We start from the raw sequence: 24,244 nt of genomic DNA on the forward strand, positions 1-24,244 counted from the left end.
AAAATGCCCTCCTTTTAAATCGTAATAATTACGCTTTAAATGTTATTATTTTTAATGAAATATGTCAATATCGTATTTCTACAAAATGTTCAACGTTGCATTTTGCAGGATACTATGTTTTAATTACAAACTGTAAATAGTAATTATTACGATTTAAGGAGTTGTAAAAATGACAAAGAAAATTCCCGTTACAGTGTTAAGTGGTTATTTAGGTTCTGGTAAGACAACAATGATGAATCACGTTTTACAAAATGAAAAAGATATGCGTGTTGCTGTAATCGTCAATGATATGAGTGAAATTAATATCGATGCAGAACTAATTGCAAATGGAAGCGGCATTTCACGAACAGAGGAAAAATTTGTGGAGTTATCGAATGGTTGCATTTGCTGCACGTTACGCGAGGATTTATTGCAGGAGGTGGAGCGTCTCGCGAGGCTAGGTACTATTGATTATATTTTAATTGAGTCGACAGGGATTAGCGAGCCAATACCTGTTGCCCAAACATTTAGCTATTTAGACGAGGAGCTTGGTATTGATTTAACAAAGTTTTGTCAGCTTGATACGATGGTGACTGTTGTAGATGCGAATCGTTTTTGGCATGATTTTCAGTCAGGTGAAAGCCTTTTAGAGCGTAAGGAGGCAGTTGGCGAATTAGATGAACGGGATGTTGCTGACTTACTCATTGACCAAATCGAGTTTTGTGATGTCCTTGTATTAAACAAATGTGATTTAGTATCAGATGAAGAGCTTGAAAGATTAGAGCGCATTTTACGTGCCTTACAGCCTGAAGCCAAGCTAATTCGTACAGTTGACGGTGTAATAGAGCCGGCTGAGATTTTAAATACTGGACGCTTTGATTTTGAACGGGTATCAGAATCTGCTGGCTGGTTAAAGGAATTAGAGCTTGGTCATGAAAATCATACACCTGAAACGGAGGAGTACGGCATTTCTTCTTTCGTATATAAGCGTAGAAGACCATTCCATCCAATGCGATTTGTAGAATGGTGTGATCATATGCCCGAATCGATTGTCCGAGCAAAGGGTATTATTTGGAGTGCGAAACATCAGGATGTTGCATTATTACTATCACAGGCAGGTTCATCGGCAAAAATAGAACCGGTTTCTTATTGGGTAGCCGCTTTGCTAAAAGAACAGCAGCAAGATGTTTTCTTGCAAAGCCCTGAGGTAGTAGAGGATTGGGATGAGGAATTTGGAGATCGCATGACACAGCTCGTTATTATTGGTGTTGATTTAGATAGAGAGACGATTATAAAAGAATTGGATAAATGTTTATTAACGGAAGATGAGTTTAATAACTCATGGGAAGGTTTACAAGATCCGTTCAATTGGGAATGGCATTAATATAACAAAGAAGATTTCGGCTAGGATTCCGAAATCTTCTTGTGAAATACATGATTATAATTTGTCGCATCTCGTAAAGCTTTTTCTTCAATTGGAATGCGTACAGATAGCATTGTTACATTTAAAAGTGTAAAGCAGAATGCTGTAAAATATGCTTGAAACATTATAGGCAGAAGAATAATTTCTAAGCAAACAACTGCGTAATTTGGGTGACGCATAAATGTATAAGGGCCTTTCCGTACAACTTCTGCATCAGGCAATATGAGTATTTTCGTATTCCAAAAAGACCCTAATGAACGAATACACCAAATGCGTAATGCTTGAACGGCAATAAATAATAAGAATAATAACGGAAATAAAGGCGATACACTTTTATGGTTAGTGACTACTTCAATGATTAAAAACAAGAAAAAAGCGGCGTGCAAAGTAACCATATATGGATAATGAGAAGAACCAACTTCATATGCCCCTTGTGAGAGCATCCATTTTTCATTGCGTTTTGCAATGAAAACTTCTGTCAATCTTTGTAGAATGACGAGGATCAAAATAATGTAAATCATCATGCTACTCCCTCCATTTAAGTAATACAGCTTCAGCACAGAAGCCAGGGCCGAGAGCGACGAGCAAACCAGTATCCTCTACTTGTCCTTCGTTTAACATAAATTGCTCCAATACATATAGCACCGTAGGAGACGACATATTTCCATGATATTTTAATATTTCCCGAGAAATGTCGGTTTTTTGGGAAGCTAAATAAAGCGTATCTTCATAGGCTGTTAATACTTTTTTACCGCCAGGATGTGCAATAAAATGGTTAAGCTGTTCACTGTACAGTTCATGTTCCAATAAAAATTGTTCAATGAATGGGCCGAGCCAATTGGTGATGATGGCAGGAATACTTTTCTGAAAAACGACATGTAGGCCATTATTTTTAATATTCCAGCCCATAACATTTTCAGAATCTGGCATCCACTTAGAGCCAGTTCCTATAATAGTAGGTGTTGATTTTTTGACTGCGATATTCACCTCATCTCCACAGACGAGTATACATGCTGCGCCATCCGCAAAAAGAGAGGCACCAATTAAATTACTTTTTGAAAAGTCATTTGGCTGAAAGGTTAGACTACAAAGCTCGACACAAACAACAAGAACTTTTGCTTCCGGATGAGCACGACAAAAATCATAGGCTCTACTAACACCAGCTGCACCACCAGCGCAGCCAAGTCCCCAAAGTGGAATCCGCTTAAGTCTGTCTGAAAAAGGAAGTTGATTCATAACCCGTGCATCAATACTTGGTGTGGAAATGCCTGTGCTACTCACAAAAATAATGGCATCAATATCTTTAGGAGAAATCGGTGAGTGTAAAAATGCTTCATTTTGTAAACAGGCTTGGATGACCTCAACACTGTATTGTGTAGCTAGCTCAATATATAAATCGTTGCGCTCTTCAAAGGAATGATTCGTACGGTGCCATTCTGGTGGCACACAAAAATGGCGTGTTTCAATACCACCATTCTCAAAAACTTTTAAGTAGCGCTCTAATTTAGGGATTTTTGCATGAAAAAGCTCCTTCGTTAGCTCCTCCGCATTTGTCTGTTGTAATGTGTACGGTGGTTGGTATGTACTGATAGAAGTGATCTTTGACAATTTGACATCTCCTTTGCAAATAGTGGTCTTGTTCATTGTATGCAGGGAGGGAGGGGATACATGATTCAAAAATTGTAATTGAAGATCGGAAGCAATTACTCCAAGGTGAAAATTGATATATTTTATGGAGGTTTACGATGTCTCTGTATTTTCTAGTCTAGTAAATATTGTGGGGATTGCGGGAATTACTAAATTAGTATGCGGTTTATTTGTGAGGAATCTTCGGTGTCAGGTTAGATAGATGATGGTATATTTTGTATATAGTCATTAACTACAAATGAATAGTACATATTTAGTAGCTAGTGATTAATTTTTTCTAGTAGAAAGGAGGCGTGTCAAATGAACAAACTTTCAAAAACAGAAGCTAAAAAAGTAAAAGCTGGATGGGTATGTGTAGGTTGGGGATTAATTTGTTGGGGTTAATATGAGCAAAAGCTATTGGTTATATTCTTGCAATATGGCCAATAGCTTTTCTTTAGAGATTGATTATAAAGGATGTGATGTGAAAATGTATTACCATACTATGCAAAATCAACAAAATGATTGTGGAATAGCGGTAATGAGAACTATATTACAGCAGCTCGGGCTAAAAAAAGTTACAACTACTAACATTCGGAGCTGTATAACAGAAGAAATTAATCAAGGGTTATCATTATTAGATCTAATTAATGTATTTGAAAAATTTTCAGTCATAACTGAAGCTTATGAAGTACTCGATCTAGATGAGATCTTGACAATTTCTACTCCCTTTATAGCTACAATTTCAAACAACGGCTTACCACATTATATAGTGGTACACCAAATATCTAATGAAAATATTATTATTTCTAATCCTGCTAAATCAGGAATAGAAAATATAAAAATAGAGCAATTTAAAGAGACTTTTAGCGGTTACGTTGTACTGATTGAAAAGATAAGAAACTTAGAAGTACCAAATATTCAAGAAAATAAATCTAACTTAAAACAATTTTCTGATGAAATTATCAAGGAAATACCAATCGTTGATAAACTTAAAGTTATTGTATTTACTGTTTTAAAGCTATTTATACCTATCTTAATCATTTTAGGTTTCCAATACATAATGGTATTTCAAATAGAGAAAATATCAAATCTTGATTTAGGGCTAATGTTGATTATTTCCATCTCATTGTTAATACTATATTTCATCATTAATATCGGAAATCTGAAAATAAGAAATAAAATAGAACATAGTATGCAGGAAAAAATGGTAACAGATTATTTCCAAGGAATACTAAAAGATAATGATTTCTCAGTAAAAAGCAACAGTTACTTACTAGGTTACTTTTGGAATATTATAATGTCAGTTCCAGGAATCATACAAAAATTTTACTTTAAAATTCAATTCATTGTGTTAGTCTGTTTTTTTGTCTCATTAACATTCATTAATTTATATATGGCAGTATTTTCTTTAATAGCATTTACATGTTTTAGTATTGCCATTTTAATAGCTTATAAAAAAAATTACTTGTTCCAAAAACATTTTGTAATGGAAGTAAATCAATTTAGTAACACAGTGACACAATTACTAAACTCCTTGTTAGATATAAAAATATTCCAAAAGCAACCAGATGCTATTGATTATTTAGGGAGTGGAATAAATAGATATTCTAATGTGAAAAATGACTTAAAAGTTGCTGAATCAAAATTAATGCTTTGGCAAGATATATTTGTATATTTGATAATAATCGGCGGTTTCTCATTTTATATTTTATCCTTTATGTTAAATCTAAATGTAACAGCACCGTTATTTTTATTTGGATTATTTTTGGTGTTTATTCTAGCTAATGAATCAAAAAATATTTTCAATGCGTTTTGGGAATATCAAAAAAGTAAAGTGGCTATTGAATATTTACAGTATAGAGTAAATTCAAATGAGGTTTCTAAAGAAAAATCTGAATTAGCAAATTACCTACTGGATGAACCAATTAGGGATCTTCAGTTAAAAGACATTTCTTTAAAGTATGAAGAAAAGGTAGTTTTAGAAAGAATTAGTGTCAATCTAAAAGCTGGCAATATTGTTGGATTAAAGGGTAATAACGGAAGTGGTAAGACGTCTCTGATGAAAATAATTACGGGAATTGTTGAACCTACTTCTGGAAAAATAATAATCAATAATCATGATGAGTTTGAAACGGTAGAAAGTAATTGGATGATTAATAGAGTCATGCTATATACGCCTGAATATTACATTTACAACAATACAGTCAAAAATAATTATGATTTTAATGTATTCAGTGAAAAATCTCAAAGTATTGTTTCAGAAGAAACAGTAGATTTTAAGCTGGATTATCCAGATAATTTTGTTGTTGAGTTAGATGGAAAAAATATATCTTTTGGCCAAAAAAATAAGATATTATTACTACGCTCTATGAAAGTGGAGAGAGATATATATTTATTAGATGAACCTTCTACTGGTTTAGATATTAAATCTACTATTTCTTTAATAGAAAGCATTAAACAGTTAGCGAAGAAGAATAACAAAATAGTACTTATTGCAACCCATGATCCACTGTTGCTAGATATTTGTGATGAGATCATCGATTTGGATGAACAAAAATTAGAAAGGGTTGGAATTAGTGAAGAACAATTTCTCTAAAATTTTTTTAGTTGTATTTATTATTATTGCTTTTGTAACGGTTGGGGTGTTTTTAATAAATAAAGATAACGTAAGGGTTGGATTCGAGACTGATGAAGAGGTAGTACTTCAAAATGGAACCTATTCTGTTGAAGAACTAAAGTTAAATGGGACATATGCTGTAGTAGCTATTGCAGGCAATGGAGATGTTTCTCAGCTTACTGGAGAAAGTAAAGAATTGTCAAAAGAAACATTCAATGATGAACTATATAAAGATATTCAAAAACGAGCACCGAAGCATATGGAAAATCATATTATTTATGAAGAAGGTACAAAAGTAAATATAGAGAAATCAGTAAAAAGTATAAGAGTTCAGGGAGACGACCTTTTTAAAATTAAACTAATTAAAAGATAGGGAGGGGTCTTAATGTTAGAACTTAAAAACGTGTCCAAAAACTATTCGAATAAAGCAGCTCTGTCGAATATTAATATTACGTTACATTCTTCAGAATTTATTGGGTTAATAGGATCAAATGGTGCAGGAAAAAGCACCTTCATGAAAGTTATTTTAGGATTAATACCTAATTATGAAGGGGAGGTTTTTTGGCGAGGACAACTAATGACAAACAAAAATAGAATTGAACTTTTAAATGAAACAAAAGCCATTATTGAAACTCCGAGCTTTTTTCCGCATTTATCTGGGGAGGGAAATTTAAGTTATTTTGCAAAATTAGATGGTATTAATAATAAGGAAAAAATTCATGAGGCTTTAAAATTTGTTCAATTGTTTGATGCCAGGGGGAAAAAGTTTCGTAATTACTCTTTAGGGATGAAACAGAAACTGGCTATTGCTCGTGTGTTAATAACAGATGCTTCATTATTAATCTTAGATGAACCTTTTAATGGATTAGACCCTGTAGCAAAAGAAGAAATAAAAGAACTTCTTCAAGATCTTTCTTCACAGGGCAAGACATTGCTTGTATCAAGCCATCTGTTGGAAGAGTTAGAAGAACTGTCAGATAGAATTATTGTTTTAGAAAATGGTTCTATTATTAAGGATATTAATTGGAACGTGCAAAGTATATCAACCTTTGAAATTTCAATCAAAGAGAATCAAAAGATATTTATTGAGAATAAGTTAGGAGATATAACGAGATATAACATTACGTTAGAGCCTGACAAAATAATAGTTGATATCGAACGATCAGCATTACCAGAATTTCTAAAAATATTAGTAGACAGAAAAATAGAATTTTATGAGGTTAACAATGTTTCAAGACAATTGAAACAATTCTTCATTAAAAAAGGGGAAATAGCATGAACGGATCCAGATTAATTGGCAGTGAATGGGGGAGATATAAAGTTAGTTTTTTTTTCTATCTCTTTTTTTTAGCAGTTATTACTGCTCCATTTGTGACAAGGACTATAAATGCTGAAATTATTGATGAGGCTATTTTATTAGTCATAATTACTTTGACGACTGTAGTATTAGCAGCTACAGAAATGCCTAGATTAATTGAATCAGGTATTATACGTTCCATTCTTTTAAGCAATATTTCACGAGAGAGTTTCTATGTATTTCAATTCGTAAAATATATTGGAATATTTTTCGTATCCTTTTTTTTTGGAATGGTATCATTTTTCATAGCATTTCCAAAGTTAATAGATGTTAATTGGATAGTTGAGAGATTTATCATATATTTAGTAATCCTGATTTTTTACAGTTCTTTCTCTCAGTGCTTAAGTGTTTTCTTTAAAAAAACCGTGGAAACATTAATGACATGTATAGTATCTTTATTTATCCTAGTTCCGATTTTTAATTCATTCTTTAATGAGAATAATTTATATAAGAAACTTCCATTTTTATATTTAGAGCCTAAGAACTTGTTAATGCTTTCACTTAGTGAGTTATTATATCCTTTTATCTTATTAATATGCTGCAGTGTAATTATTCAATTTATAGGATTGAATAAAATGAAAAAGATGGAGGTATAGAATATTGAAAAGTAGACTAACATTGATAATTACTTTGTTAATTTTAGTTGGCTCATGCGTATTCTTTTTTAAAAACTTTAATACTACTAAAGCTACCGTTTTATACGAAGAACTGAATGCCGAACAGTTTGAAGAAATAATCCAAAAGCAAGGTACAGCTACGTTTTTCTTTGGAAGAGCTACCTGTCAAGCTTGTAGAGAGTTTAATCCAATATTAAACGAAGCAATAGGTAAAACTAATGCTCAAGTTTATTATTTAGATTGTGATCAAATGACGATAAGGGATATTGCTAAAAAATTTAATGTAAAAGAAACGCCGACTCTTTTAATAACAGAAAACGGGAAAGAGATTGATAAATATATTGGTTTACAGAAGTTAGATAAAACAATTGAAATATTATCCACTAAATATTAAATATTGAGGTATAGAATCCTATGAAAGAAAAGAGCCTAATTTTAATTACTTGGTTAGTATCGCTTACCGCTACACTGTCAAGTCTGTATTTTAGTGAAGTGAAAAATTTCATCCCCTGTGAATTATGTTGGTATCAAAGAATATTAATGTATCCATTAGTCATTATTTTAGGTTTAAGTTTAAATGAGCGAGATAGAATTTCAAAAAAATATATTTTAATGTTTTCCATCCCAGGAGCTTGCCTTTCCTTCTATCATTATTTAATACAAAAAACTTCTATTACATCGTTTTGTTCTTTAGAATCTGAATGTACTGGAACATATATAAATTGGCTGGGCTTTGTAACAATTCCTTTTTTAGCTTTTATTGCTTTTCTTTTAATATCATTTTTTACTATTTTACAGTCTATTACTGTAAAAAAAGCGATTTTAAAACAGAGCCAACCCATTAGGATGTAAACCTTTATGAATCAGGTTAGAAAATATTTTGGAAATTTACTGTTTCAAAATTTTTAAACGTAGTACCTCTGATACAGCTTCTGTACGTGAAGTGACGTCTAATTTTTTATAAATTTTAGTTAAGTTATATTCAATTGCACGTGTACTCATATACAATTGATCAGCAATTTCTTGATTACTATATCCCTTTACCAAATCTTGAAGAATTAATAATTCTTTCTGAGTGAGTAATGCATTTAAATCCTCGTTCGAGTGAGAAGATAGTTTATATTGTTTTACTAAGTCTAAAGGTAATAACACATACCCTCTTAAAGTTGCACGTATTGTCATTATTAAATCTTGATAGGGGACGGTCTTACTGACTATCCCACAAATATTCAAATTCATAAGAGAGTTAAATTGTGAATAGTAATCAAATCCTGTATATAAAATGACTTTAGCTTGAGGTTGTATTTCTAATAGTTTTTTAGTTAAATCCATACCAGAGCACTTAGGCATTTGAATATCGAATAAGTAAACATCGTAATTTCGAGTTTCAAATTCGTTATAAACTTCTTCTAATTCGTGTAGATAGGTAACTTTAAAATCCTGTTCATTTTCTAATATAGCTTTAGTACCTAGACCGACCATTTGGTGATCGTCTACCAAAAGGATGTGAATCAATTTTTTCACCTCGGAATTGTTATATGAATTTCTACACCATGGTCAATTTCTGTAAGAAAGACGATAGTTCCTTTAAAACTATGAACTCTTTCTTTTATACCATTTAGTCCCGTATGTGTAGTATTGGCTGCTGTAGTAGTTGGGGTAAACCCCTTACCGTTGTCTCGATAGTCAAGATAAATATTTTTTTCATCTTCCCATAAACTTAGGGAGATGATAGACGCTTTAGCATGTTTATTGGCGTTGTTGAGAAGCTCTTGAATAACGCGGTAAATGCAAATCTCTAGATTGTAATCGTAATGTTCAATTTTAGTAGGAAGATCATATTTTATTTCATAGTTAACTTTCGCCTGCATCTTAGCACATAATTCTTCTAATGCTAGAGCTAATCCAACCTCCGCTATTAGATTTGGTCGTAACTCATTGCAAGTAGTTCGAATTTGTTGAATGACATCTTGCATTCCGTTCTTTATTTGATTCAATTGCTTCAATGTTTCTATCGGAAGATTGAAATTCGTAACTATTAAGTTTTCAAGTGTACGATAACAAATAATTTGATCTTGTAAAGCAGAATCATGAAGATCAGCTGCTAAACGTTTTCTTTCTTGCTCGGATAGCTGAAACAAAAAACGAGATAGCGTAGAAGAAGATTGTGTCTGTTGAAGCTTGGTTTGTTCAATAGAATGAATTAGATTTTCAACGGCAAAAATGTTTTCATATACGAGCCTTAAATATTTGACAATATTAATAAACCATACTTTTTCATGAAGGTTAAAAATGGTTTGATTCTTTTTATAGCCAATCCATATATATGTATGGGTAGATTCGATAGTATAAATTCTCATACCTAACAAACCCTGATATTCAAGCAAATCTATATTTTTATGATTACGCATCAGATCTTTAAATTTTTCAGAAAGGTGAATGGCTTGTTTGTTTCTTGAAATTTCTTCTAACTGAAAATCGTCTTTAAGATAGTCAAATGTTATAAAAGCAATAATGCTTGGCCCTAATGATTCTTGAAGTTGGCTGATAAACAAATTTTTTAAATCATTTTCTTTCATACTTGATGATAATTTTTCAATAAAAAATTCAAGTTGCTGAGACAAACTATCATTCCGCATCCAAAGTCGGTGTCGAAGGATGAAGTCCACTTTCTCTTTGATAAAAAGTAAAATAACAATAATACTTGCAGTTACAAAAATTAATAAGAAAAAATATAAAATATTAGAATTAAGATTTAAGTTGCCATAAACAATAATTATAGCAAGGGTACTTGCAGGTAAAAGTGAAAGTAAAAAGTAATAAGGAATTTGATGTGAAATGAAATCTAAATCAATTAATTGTTTAGAAACAGCTAAGTAGAAATAGCCAATAGGGATGATAAATAAAGAAATTACAACAGCATAGTCATCCAAGTAAGGTAAATTTAGTATAAAAGGTAATGCATGCAGCAATATAAATGGTGTGAATGCAAGGACATTAATCCATACTAACCATTTTAGGATAATCTTGCCATCGTGAGATGTGTTTTTTATGTAGTAATAGCATAATAAGCTAATCACAAAAAAAACGTTTGCGCAGAAGTAAAATAAAATTAAATTTGCACTAATTGCTGAAATAGGTCCTTGATATAATAAATTTGATATTCTGATTAATATGACAATTGTGCATAAAACTTTATTAAATTTAAACCACATAGATGATTGTTGCTGAATAATTCCTTTGTCATGAAGAAGAGCAAAGATAAATAAAACTAAAAACAATGATCCAAGTGGCAGAAAAGTAGCGATGATGATATTAGCAATAATATCTCCCCTTCCAGACTCGGTCGAAGCAAATAAACTCAAAGCAGCTGATAACAAGAATCCAATGAAATATCGATTTACTGCATTCGGAGATTTAACCATTAATATTGATAAAACTAGTGCTAGTATAGAAAAAATACTTGTAATAATTAGTTCTTCAATAGTTTGTCTTGTTTCAAACTTTGGAATAGCAAATATTTGCGTGAATTTACCATCTGTAATTTCTACTTCGCTGCCACTGTTTATAGAGACATCAGAGATTGCCTGTCCGTCAACCTTTGTAATAATATCACCGGGTGAAACGGCTGTATGACGTACCCATCCATCGTTTTTATTAATCTGGGTTATTATATAGTCACCAGATGAATTACTAGAAATATTTATACCCATATATGGGTTGAGCATTAATGAAAATAAATAAAAATGTAAAATTATAAATAGACCACATAAGACTAAAAAGACTTTTTTAAAAACCATAATTTCGCTTCCTGTCATTAATAGTGTTTTTAAGAACAAATAACATATAGTTGAAAGGATGTAATGTAAATGTTAATGGATTTAGTTCATTTTTTATTAAATAATTCGAGTAATGTCGGGCAAGAAAAATTGGTGAATATGGTATCCGCAGATGAAATTAAAATAATTACGGATACTCTGAAATCGCTTGAAAGCGCAAATACTTCTATTCTACCAGCTTCAATCTCTTGGACTTCAAAATAACTTCTAAACGTTGATAGTAAGAAGTAAATGTTTATGCTTAGTAGGGATATCTAAAGAATATATACAATCCTTAAACTTCTTAAGATATATTTGCTCAACAACTTTACAGTATGTTATTGCACCACCATTATCGATACAAAGCTGTAATGTTTGACGTTCACTATCAAGCAATTCTTCAAAGGAGACATTTTTATTATAATATTCCTTTATTGATGCAAACCTCGGATCTTGTATGTGTAGATAATATAAAATAGGAAGTGTCTTCTTTTTACCTTTCATATCATTTTTATGTTTCGTGTATAATACATCATTCACATCGTTTCTTACTTGTGCAATAATGCCGAGATAATATGAGTATTCTTTTATTTTTTCAAATGTTGTTGGGCATACATTTCCGGCACCAAGTAAATTTGCCAATAAAATGAGAGACCCTGATTTTAATGCTGTCATGTCAAAATACTCTTGTTCAGTAGTAAGGTCATTAATTAAATCAGCGTGTTGCCCATTAATTGCATCAAGTAGTGATGGGTATATAATGTTATGTAAGAAAATTTTTACATCATCAGAACAATCAATAGAGTGTATTCTTTGGAAAGCTATAAACAAATACCCAAGTAGAATATTTAAATTACAACTAAGGGTTTTATTACTCCAAGGATTACACGAAGCATCATTATCTTGAATATCATCCAATATATCAGCTGATAAAAGAATAAGTTCTACAATGGTTTGAATTTCTATTAATTCTTTTTTATTATGTACATTTCTAAAAACGTTGTAGTGTATTTCAGTTAGTTTTGAGAAACTTAAAGGTTGATTGAATTTATATTGTATGTATTCAATGGCAGTATCTTGTAATTGCTGATTGAAAAAAGACTCAATAATCCAATTAGATGCACAATCCATAATTTCTTTTTGGGAAGTAGTGTTCATATTTTTCTCCTTTCTTTATAAAATGTCTGTAAGTAAGGGAGTGTATTTTTTACAATATTAGTAATTATGTAAGTATATTACAGTATAACATGGTTGTTTATAAATGGTTAAGATGTTTTAAATATTTAGTAGATAGTTCTTTATAAAGCCTCTTTAATAATTGTTTTTTTACGATAACACATTTTATAATGGTGCCCAAATCAACTTTTGTTGGATCATATTTTGATAATCTCTTTATTGGACATTTTTAATTTATGAGTTTTTTATTATTTGAAAGACTTTTGTCGAGTATATTGTTGAAAGATGTTCAACGTATTAGTAATCTATTATGTACAAAGTCCTCTAAAGGGATGCCCTGTTAAAAGTCAACTTGTCTTTTTATTAAGTAATCTCTTTTTAGATTTTTGAAAAAAGGATTTCTATTTTTAAAGTTTCATCATCAAAAGAATATGATTGGCGTGGAGGATTGGCAACTCCTTTGGAATCACCCAGAGTGAGACAATAGAGGGAAGAAGGCTAAAAGCATATAGTGTCCTGTATCGATTGACGCCTTTGCGGCTAACTCCTATTACAGAAGAGGCAAATCGGCCGCTCTCAGATAAGCGACGGTCGGAACAGAATAACCCAGACGTTATGGTGATGGAACTTTTGAAAAGAAATCTTATAATTGACAATTTCAGAATATTTTGCTACATTAGAATAAATAAATCGGAAGTAGGTGATGTGACATGATGAATAGAGCCGCTTTTAACGAACTGCAATTCGGTTTGTTCAATTTCACACGCCTAAATTATATAAATTGACCACGCATTGTATTTAAATCACAATTGTGGTGATTTGTATATTCTCTTAAATGTGCCTGTGAACCTTGTAACTGCCGAATTGCGCAGAGACATGGTTTTTTTGTGTTTATTTTCAAAATTGATTACAAATGATATGCATATTTAGGAGGAAAACAAATTGAATTTAACAACTTTAGGATTTTCAACATATTTTGAAGAGCAAATGACTGGATTTAAACAGGAGGCTAAGCTAGCGAATTGTGTACCGGCTAGGGTGACATTAGAACATAAGCATTCCTATCGTGTATTGGCTGAAGAAGGAGAGTGGCTGGCAACGATTGCTGGACATTATGCGTATACATCATTAGCACGTGAGGATTACCCAGCGGTTGGGGATTGGGTGCTAGTTGAGAAAATGCCTGGTGAGGAAAAGGCCATTATTCATAAATTGTTTACACGAAAATCAGTCTTTTCCCGCAAGGCCGCCGGGGGGGAAGTACAAGAGCAGATTGTAGCATCGAATGTTGATATCGTGCTTCTAGTGATGAGCTTAAATGCCGACTTTAATATTCGCCGTTTAGAACGCTATTTAGTTGCAGCGTGGGATTCAGGAGCAAAGCCAATCATTGTATTGACGAAGGCTGATCTCTGTGAAGATGTTTCTAGTAAAATACGTGAGGTTGAATCTGTAGCGTTTGGTGTGGATATTTTTGTGACTAGTGCTCTGTCAGGTGAGGGCTTAGAAGATATTCGTGTGTTATTTACGGAAGGTGTGACAGGAGCATTACTTGGCTCTTCTGGCGCAGGGAAATCCACATTGACTAATGCAATAAGTGGCGAGGAGCTTATGAAGGTTTCGGGTATTCGTGAAGATGATGCGAAGGGGCGCCATACAACAACACATCGTGAATTAGTTTTATTGCCAGGTGGTGGTTGTTTAATTGATACACCCGGAATGCGAGAGTTACAATTATGGGAGAGTGACAGCTTATCCTCTAGTTTTAAGGATATTGAGGAACTTTCTACAGCCTGTCATTACAGGGATTGCACACATAAGAAGGAGCCACATTGTGCTGTACAGCAAGCCATTACAGATGGTGTGCTTGAACAATCACGTCTCCAAAGCTACTTTAAATTGCAAAGAGAGCTTGCTTTTATTGAACGAAAAGCAAATGCACAGGCAAAACTAAATGAGCAACGCAAATCAAAGCAAATTGCGAAGGGGAAGAAAGGAAAAAAATCAAATTAAACGAAACTTGATATGAGGGTTAAAGGTTATCGGCGAGAATCACACTTTTATCAGCGATTTCAAAGTTGGAGGCACACGCATGACAATCCAAAACATAAATCATTTATTATTTTCAGTTTCAAATCTTGAAAAATCCATTGCATTCTATGAAAAGGTTTTTGACGCAAAATTACTAGTGAAGGGGAAAAGTACAGCCTATTTTGATGTAAATGGGCTGTGGCTTGCCCTGAATGTAGAACAGGATATTCCACGCAATGAAATACATCAATCCTATACACATATAGCGTTTTCTATCCAGGAGGACGATTATGACAAAATGTATGAAAAGCTAATCCAACTTAATGTCAATATTCTAGAAGGCAGACAAAGAGATGTGCGGGATAAAAAATCGATTTACTTCACGGATCCAGACGGTCATAAATTCGAATTTCATACAGGGACCTTACAGGATCGATTGGATTATTATAAGAAGGAAAAAATGCATATGGAGTTTTTTGATGTCTTATAGTTGCAACACTCCTTCTAATGAAAACGTTGATAATAGTAGAAGGGGTGATTTTATGAAAAAAGCTATTATTTTTGATATGGATGGTACTTTATTTCAAACAAACCTAATATTAGAGCCAGCACTATCGGCAACGTTCGATGTGTTACGTGCAAAGGGCATGTGGCAGGGAGAAACACCGATAGAGAAATACCGAGAAATTATGGGTGTTCCATTACCTGTTGTCTGGGAAACGTTATGCCCAATGCACACATTAGAGACACGCGAAGAAAGCAATGCATTATTCCATGTTAAACTTATTGAGCAAGTACGTAATCGCCAGGGCGCATTGTATCCAAATGCAGAGCAAACACTTGCTACTTTGGCAGAAAACTATGATTTATTCATAGCCAGTAATGGACAAACTGAATATTTACAAGCAATAGTAGAAACCTATCAATTACAGCGCTTTATTAAAGGTACATATAGTATTCAGTCCATTTCGAGCGGTCATAAATCTGATTTAGTGAAAAAGGTAATCGAGGAAAATGCCATTCAACGCGGGGCAGTTGTTGGTGATCGTTCTTCTGATATTCAGGCAGCTCAAGACAATCAGTTGCTCTCAGTGGGCGTACGCTTTGACTTTGCGCAGGAGACGGAATTACAAAAAGCAGACATAGTCATAGATGATTTGAAAGAGCTACTTTATATAAAACTAGGATAAAATTTTTTTATCGACTACATTTTCTGATTTATCACCCAACTTTTTTGATTTATCGCCTAACTTTTTCATTTTATCGAGAACTTTCAGTCATTTATCGACATACATTGCAATTCAAGAGAAGAAAGAGTAAAATGGTGGAAATCTATAGTAAAAGCATTGATAAGGAAAAGTAAATTGGGTAAGTATTATATAGAGAGCCTCTGTTGGTGGAAATGAGGTAAATGCCCCCTTTGGAAAATGACCTTTGAGCTTCGTACCGAAAGCAAGTTTGCGAGTAGATTACGACGAGATGGGCACTCGTTACAACAGCGACAGTATCTCTCACTTCTTTGAGCAGGTGTTTAAACACCTGCTCAAAGAAGTAAGCCTCCGGCGGATGTCACAGAATCGGAAAGGAGTTCTTTGTGCGAGCACAAAGCCGATTCCGGACGCAATTATGCCGAGGCATAATTGATAAAATGAAATGAGACGTACTGATGGAGGCAAATAGTGTGAGCTATTTGTAAATATAGGTGGTAACACGGGTATACTCGTCCTAATCAATTTTGATTAGGGCGTTTTTTTATACACTTTTTTCAGGTGTGTTGATTAGGGAAATATAGATTTATTATTGATCGGTAAAAAGATTCTGATTAATTGGGATGAATAAAAATGGTTAATTAACACACCTTACACTTTTTACAATTTTTTTGAGGGGAGCAACTTAGGATGACGATTGTTATTGGAGGCGCGTGGCCATATGCAAATGGTTCTTTGCATTTAGGGCATGTCGCCGCATTATTACCAGGTGATATTTTGGCTAGATATTACCGACAAAAGGGCGAGAAGGTATTATATGTGTCGGGTAGTGACTGTAATGGTACACCGATTTCTATTCGGGCTGCACAGGAAAATACGACAACGGAAGCAATTGCTAATCATTATCACGAGGAGTTTACAGGATGCTTTAATGATTTAGGATTTACCTATGATTTGTATACGAGAACAGATGCGCAGCACCATCATGAATCGGTTCAGACGATTTTTTTACAGCTACTAGCGAATAATTTTTTATACAAAAAGAAAATTGAACAAGCTTATTGTGAAACGGACAAGCAGTTTTTGCCTGACCGATTTGTAGAGGGGATTTGTCCAAACTGTGGTGCGAAGGCACGTGGTGACCAATGTGATAATTGCTCAACAATTTTAGACCCACTCGATTTAATCGATAAACGCTGTAAAATTTGTGGGAATGAGCCAATTATCAAGGAGACAGAGCATTTTTATTTTGCATTTAGTCAGTTTCAAGGGAGGCTGGAGACTTATTTAGCAGAGGCAAAGGCAGAAAAACGCTGGCGTGACAATGCTTTAGGTTTAACAGAGCGTTACTTGGCAGAAGGGGTTCCAGACCGCGCTGTAACAAGGGATTTACCAAATGGAATAGATGTGCCAGTCCCAGGCTTTGAAGGCAAAAAAATATATGTGTGGATTGAAGCAGTAGCAGGTTACTTAACAGCGAGTATTGAATGGGCAAAGCAGCATCAAATAGCTATTGAAGATTTGTGGAATGAAGAAACGACTTCGTATTATGTGCATGGTAAGGATAATATTCCATTCCATACAGTTATATGGCCAGCCATTCTAATCGGGATAGGAGCAAAGGCCTTACCTACACATATTGTATCAAACGAATATTTAACATTAGAAAAACGAAAATTATCGACGAGCCAAAATTGGGCGGTGTGGGTGCCTTATATTTTGAGTCGATACGATGCAGATTCTATTCGTTATTTTTTAACAATGAATGCACCAGAAAATCGTGATACTGATTTCTCTTGGCGAGAATTTATTTATAGTCATAATGGCGAATTACTTGGCGCTTATGGTAATTTTGTCAATCGTACATTGAAGTTTTTAGAGAAATCGTTTGATCGTCAAGTGCCCCATGCTAAGGTAGATGGGACTATTCGAAAACAAACGATTCAGCTCTTTAATGAGGTTGGAATTCATATAGAAGCAGGTCATTTCAAACAAGCTTTAGAGGCCATTTTTGAATATATTCGTGCAGCAAATCGTTATTTTGATGAGCAACAGCCATGGCTACAGGTGAAAGAGAATGTGGAAGCTGGAAATCGAACATTAGCAACATGTGTTTATATTATTGCAAATCTTGGACAGCTATTACATCCATTTTTACCGTTCTCAGCTGAGAAGGTGAGAAAAATGTTAGGGATCAATGAAGTGATGTGGCATGAGCAAGTGGACTTACCAGAAAGCATTAGCGAAGTGACACCACTGTTTGAACGTCTTGATGTTGAATTGATTGAAGAGGAGTATCAAAAGTTAGTGAAGGACAGTCGATAGGAAAATACGAAAGCAGTATGACTTAATATTGTCATACTGCTTTCGACTATTTAGTTCATAACAGGCGTTAATTTAGCAACCACAATACTATTGATGGCATTAATATAAGCTAGCGCACTCGCTTTTAATATATCTGTATCCGCAGCTTTTGCGATATACTTTTCACCTTCATGCTCGATTGTTATTTTTACTTTACCAAGCGCTTCTTTACCACGAGAAACACTATTGATATTATATTCCACAAGTTTCACATCAATGTTTGTAATTTCTGCGATGGCTGAATACAGGGCATCAATTGGACCTGATCCAACTGCACTTGCTTTAAAAACCTCGTCACCTTTACGAACTTTTACACTTGCTGAAGGGAAGCTTGCGTTGCTGACGACTTGTAAATCATCGAAATCAAAGAATTGATCACTATAATGAGTGGCATTCGCATTGTTGGCGTCATGTTTTTCATAATAGCTTTCAACAATAACGTATAAATCGTGATCGTATACTTCTTTCTTCGCATCGGCAAGCCTCAAGAAGCCTTCGAAGATTCCTTCAAATTCATCTGTAGAAAGATTTGAAAAGCCAAGTTTTTCAAGGGCATTTTTCACGGCGTGACGCCCAGAGCGAGCTGTAAGAACTAGCTCCATATCATCAAGACCTACATCTTCTGGATGCACAATTTCATAGGCATCACGAGATTTCAGAAGGCCATCTTGATGAATACCCGAGGAATGGGCAAAAGCATTATCTCCAGTAATGGCTTTGTTTACTTGTACGTCTAAGCCCATAAAGCTAGAAACAAGACGAGACGTATTCATAATTTCTCTTGTGTTGATACGTGTCGCAGCATTGTATACAGAGCTACGTGTTTTCAACGCCATTACGACTTCTTCTAATGCTGCATTACCTGCGCGTTCACCAATGCCGTTAATGGTACATTCTACTTTATCAGCGCCATTTTTAATCGCAGCAAGCGTGTTAGCAGTTGCCATACCAAGATCATTGTGGCAATGAACACTTAGTAAAACGCTATCGTTTAAGTTTTTCATGCGGTCATTTAGTTTATAAATCATCGCTCCAAATTCTTCTGGCTCTGCAAAGCCGACTGTGTCAGGTACATTAATCATTGTTGCACCAGCCTTCATTACGGCTTCAATTGTTTTCCAAAGATACTCGAAATCTGAACGAGATGCGTCTTCTGTTGAGTATTGGACTTGTGGTAGAAGAGTTTTCGCATATTTTACTGCATCAACGCCAATTTGTAGAATTTGATCCTTAGATTTGCTAAATTTTTTCTCAACATGAATATCAGAAGTACCAAGCACCATATGAATCATAGGATTTTCAGCGTATTTTACAGCGTTATAAACAGCATCAATATCTGCCTGTACAGCACGTGCTAAAGCAGTAATCATAATGTCACTTGTATGACCAACTTTTTGTGCGACAGCTTTAACTGCATCAAAATCACCTTGTGATGAAGCAGGGAAACCAGCTTCGATAATATCGACGCCTAATTTTTTGAGTTGCTGTGCAATCTCTACTTTTTCGTATAAATTCAGTTTTGCACCAGGCACTTGCTCGCCATCACGTAAAGTTGTATCAAACACCCAAATTTTTCTTCCCATTTTCAAACACTCCTTTTTAGTAGTTGACTTTTTATTAATGTTGACTCTGCATTGCATTATTTGCTCTGCTAGAGATGAAACCTACACTTAGGCCAATAAATAAAAAAAACCCGCCTCTATATAAAAATATAGAGACGAGTTTATGCTCGCGGTACCACTCTAATTGACCTTCTCTTTACAGAAAAAGTCCCCTTATCGACAGCTATCACTGTCTATCCTGTTAACGGAGGAAACCGACATCCCTTACTCAAGGTTCAGGGAGTAGCTCATGGACGAGTTCAAAATGTGTGCCTATCGGTTTGCACCAACCACCGACTCTCTACAAGTACACTTGCATTTCTACTTTTTCCAATCTTGGCCTACAATGTGTTGTTGAAAGCAATAATACTTGGATATCACCTGAATGTCAATAATATTCTAAAAATTATTTCTTTTCTGTCTTGTATAGGGGCGATAATTATCAATCGTCTGATAACCAAAAAACCCCCTTAATTTTGGCTCATAAACAATAGCTGGGATGGTATTTGATAAAGCCTCCGGACGCAATTACGCCAAGGCGAAATTGATATAAGTTGATGAAGTGGAGGCTGGGTGACTCCTTGTGAATCAGCGTCACAGATTAGACCCTGGAGCGGGAAGCGAAGTAGTTCATCGGATGCCCCCCAGGAAGCTTTGCTCTGCGCGAAAGCGAAGCGTCAGCAACAACTGTTTTCTGTAGCGAAAGTGAAGCGACAGCTACAAAGCGCCCAGTTGGAACGGAAATCAGCCCCACGTTATGATAATAATCATTATTTTCACAATGAATGTAAATTTTTATGGGATAATAAAAGGGGAATTAACAGTTTAGAAAGAAGGCGTGACTATGAAATTTGTATTTGATTTAGACGGTACGATTTGTTTTAAGGGTCAACCATTAAGTAAGGGAATTACTAATGCTCTAGAAGCTTGCATCGAGAATGGCCATGAAATCATTTTTGCATCAGCTCGTCCGATTCGTGATTTATTACCTGTATTACCGGAAACCATGCGGAAGTTCCCAATGGTAGGGGGAAATGGTGCATTTGTTGCACAGAACGGAGAAACTGTTGAGGTAACTGCATTTACAGGGGAAATTGTAGAAGCGATTCAAAACATTATGTTGGCATTTCAACTGCCATATTTAGTTGATGGTGATTGGGATTATGCGTATACAGGTAGTGAGGCACATCCAATTCATCAAAATTTAGATCCACTAAAACTTGCGAAAAACGTGTCATTACATGAACTAAAAGATATCGTAAAAATTGTTTTATTTCCTGGAGAGCAACATAAAGAAATATTAGCTGAATTACAGCAGTTGCCTATTTCATTATACGAGCATAGTGCAGAAAATATTGTAGATATGAGTCCTAATGGCATTGATAAATGGAATGGCTTAATGAAATTAGGTGTCGCTGAAGGTGGATTTATCGCGTTTGGGAATGATGCGAACGATGCATCCATGTTTGTAAAGGCGAAAGAAAGCATTTGTGTAGGTGAGCATAAGGTACGTGAGCTTGCGTCCTTACAAGTACCAAGTGACGAGGTAGCAGTAATTGACATGCTAAATACGTTAAATGAAAAGTACAAATAAGGGGTACCGACCATGGATTTACGTAACGTGAAAAACTTTTGCATGAGTCGGAAGGCTTGAAACATGGGCTATGACATAGTGGCTTTCAGAAAGAAGACAGGAAAGTGTAGCCGAGAATACATAGCGAGTTGCATTAATGGCGATGGTTATAGATGAACATTTACCGCAAAAAAATTAATAGTGAACGTCTATTAAAAATAATTATTATACATGATTTAGTAGAGGTTTATGCAACTGATATTCCAGCATTTGATACGATGAATAATGCTACGCTAAAAGCAGAAAAGAGACAAAATGAAATTCTAGCGATTTAGAAAATAAGAGATATGCTAGGCAATGACACTGGCATCAGTTTTATGATTTGTGGTTTGAATTTGAGTATAAAGATACATATGAAGCGAAAGTGGCAAATGCATTAGATAAACTTGAAGTACAAATACAGACAATGAAGCTGCCATTGAAACATGGGTACCGATTGAGCATGAAACGACATTTTTGCTCGGAAAACATACTGAATTTGACGTAGTGTTAACTGAGCTCAAGGATCTTATTGAAGCGGAAGGTGCTGAGAAATTAAGGCAGGTAGGTTTTAATAAATGAAATCATTGAATGACATATACTAGATTCGAAGTTTCCTCCCAACTTATATTTAATTACAAGTTGGGAGGATTTTTTTATAAAAAGTTAATTTGTCAATGAAATAGATTATCAAAATATGTTTGATAATCAACAAATCTTGATTTTGGTAACCTTGAAATTAGTGCTATTATTTTGTTAATAAATCTGGGTTAAGGGTTGTAATGTTAATCAATACTGAACGCCTACTCTTATCATTTTCACTCCACTTTAAAACGAGAAACCTGTGTTTGTAATTCCTCGGCCATATTTGATAGCGTAGCAGCAGAAGCGGCAACTTCTTCAATAGTTGCTAGTTGTTCCTCAGATGCAGAAGCTACATTTTGCAAATTAGCAGAAGACGTTTGTGCGATCGTTGCTATTTCATCGAAGGATGCGTAAATTTGCTCAGCATTTGATGACATTTCTTCAGAAACTGTCGTTGCTTCTTGAATTTGCTTGGATACTTGTTCAATCAGTTCAACGATTTTTGAGAAGCCTTCCTCAGCTACTTTTACAACTTGCATACCCACCTGTACCTCTTGTGTACCAGTATCCATGACAGTTACGGCACGGTTTGTATCTTGTTGGATTTCTGAAATCAAAGTTGCAATTTGTTCCGCTGATTTCTTGGATTGCTCCGCTAATTTTTTCACTTCGTTTGCAACTACTGCAAAGCCACGGCCATGATCCCCTGCACGTGCTGCCTCAATTGCAGCATTCAATGCTAGTAAATTTGTTTGCTCTGCGATATCCGTAATGAGGCCAATAATATTACCGATTTCAACGGAATGGCTTTCTAAGTTTTTTACAACGCTAGCAGACTCTAAAACTGCTGTATTAATTGTGTCCATCTGTGCAATAACGCGGTGTAGTGATTCATTTCCTTTATTAGCTTCAGTATTTGTCTCTATAGCAAGCTCAGAAACGGCAGCTGTAGTTGTAGCTAATTGTTGAATGCCGTTTGTCATATTTTTCATAGCGTCTGAGCTTTCAGTAGCATTTTTGCCTTGAGCTTCGGAACCGCTTGCTACTTCTTGTATGGAGGAAGTAATTTGCTCTGTCGCTTGGATAGTTTGTTCAGCACTTGCGGTTAACTCAGCAGCGGAGCCACTTACCTGTACGGTGTTATGACGTACATTTGTAATAAGATCCTTTAAATTTAGCGCCATTTGATTAAAGGCAAGTCCTAAATCACCCACCTCATCACGATTTTTAATGTGAATTTGTTCAGCCGTTAAATCGCCCTCAGCAATCTTCTTTGCAGCCTTTGCCATACCTTTGATAGGACGAGAAATAATGCTTCCCATCACAATAGCAATTATCAGACTAACGACGACAGCAAACACTCCAAGAATAATCATTTGGAATTTAATAGCTTGAATCTCTTTTGCTGTAGCAGCGATTTTTCCTTCTATATACTCATCCTGGTAGTTGGCGAGGTTTTCTACGCGTTCATCAAATTGTTTAATAATAAGGCGGCCTTGTGTGCTATCAAGCTTTTCATATTGCTCAGTTTCTCCAGCAGCTTTTAATGAAAACATGCGATCTGCAAACTGTTGGACATCTTTCTCACTTTTATTAATAGCCTCAAATAATTCGATAGATTTTTTAGAATCGAATGATGCTATTAATTCATCATATTTCTGTTTAAATTCTTCACGTGAAGCCGAATTACTTTGAAGATTATGTTTGTCACCAAGTAATAGATAGCCTCTCATACTTACAATTTCTTGTTTTGCAATCACGCGTAGTTCTTGAATACTAATAGATTTAGTTGTTTGTTCTTCAAGTAACACACGATATGTCTTGTTTACAGAATTAAGCTGTTTAAAATTTAATCCGATTGTGCCAACTAACACTAAAATAACAATAAAAAAACCGAGTATTAACTTCTTGTAGATAGTAAATCGCATAGTTGTAGTTTCCTTTCTCAGTAATTTAGTAGAAATGTTACAAAAAAATGAAATATGTATATACCATTTATATCAGATTATATGAATTTTACAAAGTATTATGAGTATTTTCACTATAACAAATGGAATTAAGAAGGAAGTAAGTTGTAGATAAAATGATAAAAAAAGCAGAATAAATTGCCATTTTACGGTTAACGAAGGTGGATAGTTAACGATATAACACACACAATTATGACAATTTTCACAAATTTGAAACTTAATGAATTGTAGTAACGTAGAATTAATGAAGAAACGAGCAA

Annotated in this window: 23 protein-coding genes and 2 other annotated features; of the genes, 16 read left to right on the plus strand and 7 right to left on the minus strand. The window is 34.4% G+C overall.

Annotated features, from left to right (window positions below; genetic code table 11):
- The first annotated feature begins 169 nt into the window (after positions 1-169).
- The gene (locus AN161_RS08315) at positions 170-1,363 is read left to right on the plus strand and encodes a GTP-binding protein (RefSeq protein ID WP_053593889.1); all 1,194 of its coding nucleotides are present in this window, start codon (positions 170-172) and stop codon (positions 1,361-1,363) included.
- A 20-nt stretch (positions 1,364-1,383) separates the two neighbouring features.
- Here AN161_RS08315 and AN161_RS08320 read toward each other — a convergent pair whose 3' ends face one another.
- Complete coding sequence (locus tag AN161_RS08320) at positions 1,384-1,926, minus strand: isoprenylcysteine carboxyl methyltransferase family protein (RefSeq protein WP_053593890.1); 543 nt, start codon at positions 1,924-1,926, stop codon at positions 1,384-1,386.
- A gap of 1 nt (position 1,927) precedes the next feature.
- Positions 1,928-3,010 carry a chalcone synthase gene (locus tag AN161_RS08325; protein ID WP_053593891.1) on the minus strand — a complete coding sequence of 361 codons (1,083 nt, stop codon included), beginning with the start codon at positions 3,008-3,010 and terminating at the stop codon, positions 1,928-1,930.
- A 424-nt stretch (positions 3,011-3,434) separates the two neighbouring features.
- On the opposite strand from AN161_RS08325, the gene AN161_RS08330 reads away from it, so the two are divergent.
- The 6 genes from AN161_RS08330 to AN161_RS27465 are packed head-to-tail and all read left to right on the plus strand — an operon-like array spanning position 3,435 to position 8,474.
- Positions 3,435-5,627: a cysteine peptidase family C39 domain-containing protein gene (locus AN161_RS08330; RefSeq protein WP_053593892.1), complete on the plus strand. Its 2,193-nt coding sequence runs from the start codon at positions 3,435-3,437 to the stop codon at positions 5,625-5,627.
- Positions 5,608-6,021, plus strand: coding sequence for a hypothetical protein (locus AN161_RS08335; protein WP_053593893.1), 414 nt, complete (start codon positions 5,608-5,610; stop codon positions 6,019-6,021). The genes AN161_RS08330 and AN161_RS08335 overlap by 20 nt, the downstream gene beginning before the upstream one ends.
- 12 nt (positions 6,022-6,033) lie before the next feature.
- Complete coding sequence (locus tag AN161_RS08340; protein ID WP_053593894.1) at positions 6,034-6,927, plus strand: ABC transporter ATP-binding protein; 894 nt, start codon at positions 6,034-6,036, stop codon at positions 6,925-6,927.
- Positions 6,924-7,601 (plus strand): hypothetical protein, encoded by a 678-nt coding sequence (locus AN161_RS08345; RefSeq protein ID WP_053593895.1) that lies wholly within the window; start codon positions 6,924-6,926, stop codon positions 7,599-7,601. The genes AN161_RS08340 and AN161_RS08345 overlap by 4 nt, the downstream gene beginning before the upstream one ends.
- Before the next feature lie 4 nt (positions 7,602-7,605).
- The gene (locus AN161_RS08350) at positions 7,606-8,016 is read left to right on the plus strand and encodes a thioredoxin family protein (protein ID WP_053593896.1); all 411 of its coding nucleotides are present in this window, start codon (positions 7,606-7,608) and stop codon (positions 8,014-8,016) included.
- A 20-nt stretch (positions 8,017-8,036) separates the two neighbouring features.
- Positions 8,037-8,474: a disulfide oxidoreductase gene (locus AN161_RS27465; RefSeq protein WP_075807209.1), complete on the plus strand. Its 438-nt coding sequence runs from the start codon at positions 8,037-8,039 to the stop codon at positions 8,472-8,474.
- A gap of 36 nt (positions 8,475-8,510) precedes the next feature.
- On the opposite strand, the gene AN161_RS08360 is transcribed toward AN161_RS27465, so the two are convergent.
- The gene (locus AN161_RS08360; RefSeq protein ID WP_053593898.1) at positions 8,511-9,137 is read right to left on the minus strand and encodes a response regulator transcription factor; all 627 of its coding nucleotides are present in this window, start codon (positions 9,135-9,137) and stop codon (positions 8,511-8,513) included.
- Positions 9,138-9,142: 5 nt separating this feature from the next.
- Positions 9,143-11,422: an ATP-binding protein gene (locus tag AN161_RS08365; protein ID WP_053593899.1), complete on the minus strand. Its 2,280-nt coding sequence runs from the start codon at positions 11,420-11,422 to the stop codon at positions 9,143-9,145.
- Between the two features lie 69 nt (positions 11,423-11,491).
- On the opposite strand from AN161_RS08365, the gene AN161_RS30135 reads away from it, so the two are divergent.
- Entirely contained in the window at positions 11,492-11,665 is a 174-nt protein-coding gene (locus tag AN161_RS30135) for a hypothetical protein (RefSeq protein ID WP_198926860.1), read from the plus strand.
- Between the two features lie 3 nt (positions 11,666-11,668).
- On the opposite strand, the gene AN161_RS08370 is transcribed toward AN161_RS30135, so the two are convergent.
- Positions 11,669-12,598: a polyprenyl synthetase family protein gene (locus AN161_RS08370; protein WP_053593900.1), complete on the minus strand. Its 930-nt coding sequence runs from the start codon at positions 12,596-12,598 to the stop codon at positions 11,669-11,671.
- 960 nt (positions 12,599-13,558) lie between these two features.
- On the opposite strand from AN161_RS08370, the gene rsgA reads away from it, so the two are divergent.
- From rsgA to metG, 4 genes are all read left to right on the plus strand, one after another.
- Positions 13,559-14,629 carry a ribosome small subunit-dependent GTPase A gene (gene rsgA, locus AN161_RS08375; RefSeq protein ID WP_053593901.1) on the plus strand — a complete coding sequence of 357 codons (1,071 nt, stop codon included), beginning with the start codon at positions 13,559-13,561 and terminating at the stop codon, positions 14,627-14,629.
- A 79-nt stretch (positions 14,630-14,708) separates the two neighbouring features.
- A complete protein-coding gene (fosM, locus tag AN161_RS08380; RefSeq protein ID WP_053593902.1) occupies positions 14,709-15,137 on the plus strand; it encodes a FosM family fosfomycin resistance protein in 429 nt (142 codons plus the stop codon).
- Positions 15,138-15,189: 52 nt separating this feature from the next.
- Positions 15,190-15,837 (plus strand): HAD hydrolase-like protein, encoded by a 648-nt coding sequence (locus AN161_RS08385; RefSeq protein WP_053593903.1) that lies wholly within the window; start codon positions 15,190-15,192, stop codon positions 15,835-15,837.
- Positions 15,838-15,984: 147 nt separating this feature from the next.
- Positions 15,985-16,378, plus strand: a binding site (T-box leader).
- 167 nt (positions 16,379-16,545) lie between these two features.
- The gene (gene metG, locus AN161_RS08390; protein WP_053593904.1) at positions 16,546-18,180 is read left to right on the plus strand and encodes a methionine--tRNA ligase; all 1,635 of its coding nucleotides are present in this window, start codon (positions 16,546-16,548) and stop codon (positions 18,178-18,180) included.
- A 50-nt stretch (positions 18,181-18,230) separates the two neighbouring features.
- Here metG and AN161_RS08395 read toward each other — a convergent pair whose 3' ends face one another.
- A complete protein-coding gene (locus AN161_RS08395; RefSeq protein WP_053593905.1) occupies positions 18,231-19,802 on the minus strand; it encodes a 2-isopropylmalate synthase in 1,572 nt (523 codons plus the stop codon).
- 127 nt (positions 19,803-19,929) lie between these two features.
- Positions 19,930-20,167, minus strand: a binding site (T-box leader).
- A gap of 226 nt (positions 20,168-20,393) precedes the next feature.
- On the opposite strand from AN161_RS08395, the gene AN161_RS08400 reads away from it, so the two are divergent.
- From AN161_RS08400 to AN161_RS30980, 4 genes are all read left to right on the plus strand, one after another.
- Entirely contained in the window at positions 20,394-20,681 is a 288-nt protein-coding gene (locus tag AN161_RS08400) for a hypothetical protein (RefSeq protein WP_053593906.1), read from the plus strand.
- The gene (locus AN161_RS08405) at positions 20,665-21,414 is read left to right on the plus strand and encodes an HAD-IIB family hydrolase (protein WP_053593907.1); all 750 of its coding nucleotides are present in this window, start codon (positions 20,665-20,667) and stop codon (positions 21,412-21,414) included. Before AN161_RS08400 ends, AN161_RS08405 begins: the two co-directional genes overlap by 17 nt.
- A gap of 152 nt (positions 21,415-21,566) precedes the next feature.
- Positions 21,567-21,728, plus strand: coding sequence for an HD domain-containing protein (locus AN161_RS30975; protein ID WP_277815929.1), 162 nt, complete (start codon positions 21,567-21,569; stop codon positions 21,726-21,728).
- A 47-nt stretch (positions 21,729-21,775) separates the two neighbouring features.
- On the plus strand, positions 21,776-21,940 hold the full coding sequence (locus AN161_RS30980) for a hypothetical protein (RefSeq protein WP_277815930.1): 165 nt from the start codon (positions 21,776-21,778) through the stop codon (positions 21,938-21,940).
- A 310-nt stretch (positions 21,941-22,250) separates the two neighbouring features.
- Here the strand turns inward: AN161_RS30980 and AN161_RS08410 are convergent, their stop codons facing one another.
- Positions 22,251-23,945 (minus strand): methyl-accepting chemotaxis protein, encoded by a 1,695-nt coding sequence (locus tag AN161_RS08410; RefSeq protein ID WP_053593908.1) that lies wholly within the window; start codon positions 23,943-23,945, stop codon positions 22,251-22,253.
- Positions 23,946-24,244 lie beyond the last annotated feature (299 nt).

The organism is Lysinibacillus sp. FJAT-14222 (assembly GCF_001278875.1).
GTDB lineage: Bacteria > Bacillota > Bacilli > Bacillales_A > Planococcaceae > Lysinibacillus > Lysinibacillus agricola.

Excerpts from the sequence above, each read along its gene's own strand:
- AN161_RS08315 (WP_053593889.1), top strand. The coding sequence starts at position 170 with ATGACAAAGAAAATTCCCGTTACAGTGTTAAGTGGTTATTTAGGTTCT.
- AN161_RS08320 (WP_053593890.1), bottom strand. The coding sequence starts at position 1,926 with ATGATGATTTACATTATTTTGATCCTCGTCATTCTACAAAGATTGACA.
- AN161_RS08330 (WP_053593892.1), top strand. The coding sequence starts at position 3,435 with ATGAGCAAAAGCTATTGGTTATATTCTTGCAATATGGCCAATAGCTTT.
- AN161_RS08340 (WP_053593894.1), top strand. The coding sequence starts at position 6,034 with ATGTTAGAACTTAAAAACGTGTCCAAAAACTATTCGAATAAAGCAGCT.
- AN161_RS08345 (WP_053593895.1), top strand. The coding sequence starts at position 6,924 with ATGAACGGATCCAGATTAATTGGCAGTGAATGGGGGAGATATAAAGTT.
- AN161_RS27465 (WP_075807209.1), top strand. The coding sequence starts at position 8,037 with ATGAAAGAAAAGAGCCTAATTTTAATTACTTGGTTAGTATCGCTTACC.
- AN161_RS08365 (WP_053593899.1), bottom strand. The coding sequence starts at position 11,422 with ATGGTTTTTAAAAAAGTCTTTTTAGTCTTATGTGGTCTATTTATAATT.
- AN161_RS30135 (WP_198926860.1), top strand. The coding sequence starts at position 11,492 with ATGTTAATGGATTTAGTTCATTTTTTATTAAATAATTCGAGTAATGTC.
- AN161_RS08370 (WP_053593900.1), bottom strand. The coding sequence starts at position 12,598 with ATGAACACTACTTCCCAAAAAGAAATTATGGATTGTGCATCTAATTGG.
- fosM (WP_053593902.1), top strand. The coding sequence starts at position 14,709 with ATGACAATCCAAAACATAAATCATTTATTATTTTCAGTTTCAAATCTT.
- AN161_RS08385 (WP_053593903.1), top strand. The coding sequence starts at position 15,190 with ATGAAAAAAGCTATTATTTTTGATATGGATGGTACTTTATTTCAAACA.
- metG (WP_053593904.1), top strand. The coding sequence starts at position 16,546 with ATGACGATTGTTATTGGAGGCGCGTGGCCATATGCAAATGGTTCTTTG.
- AN161_RS08395 (WP_053593905.1), bottom strand. The coding sequence starts at position 19,802 with ATGGGAAGAAAAATTTGGGTGTTTGATACAACTTTACGTGATGGCGAG.
- AN161_RS08405 (WP_053593907.1), top strand. The coding sequence starts at position 20,665 with ATGAAATTTGTATTTGATTTAGACGGTACGATTTGTTTTAAGGGTCAA.
- AN161_RS30975 (WP_277815929.1), top strand. The coding sequence starts at position 21,567 with ATGAACATTTACCGCAAAAAAATTAATAGTGAACGTCTATTAAAAATA.
- AN161_RS08410 (WP_053593908.1), bottom strand. The coding sequence starts at position 23,945 with ATGCGATTTACTATCTACAAGAAGTTAATACTCGGTTTTTTTATTGTT.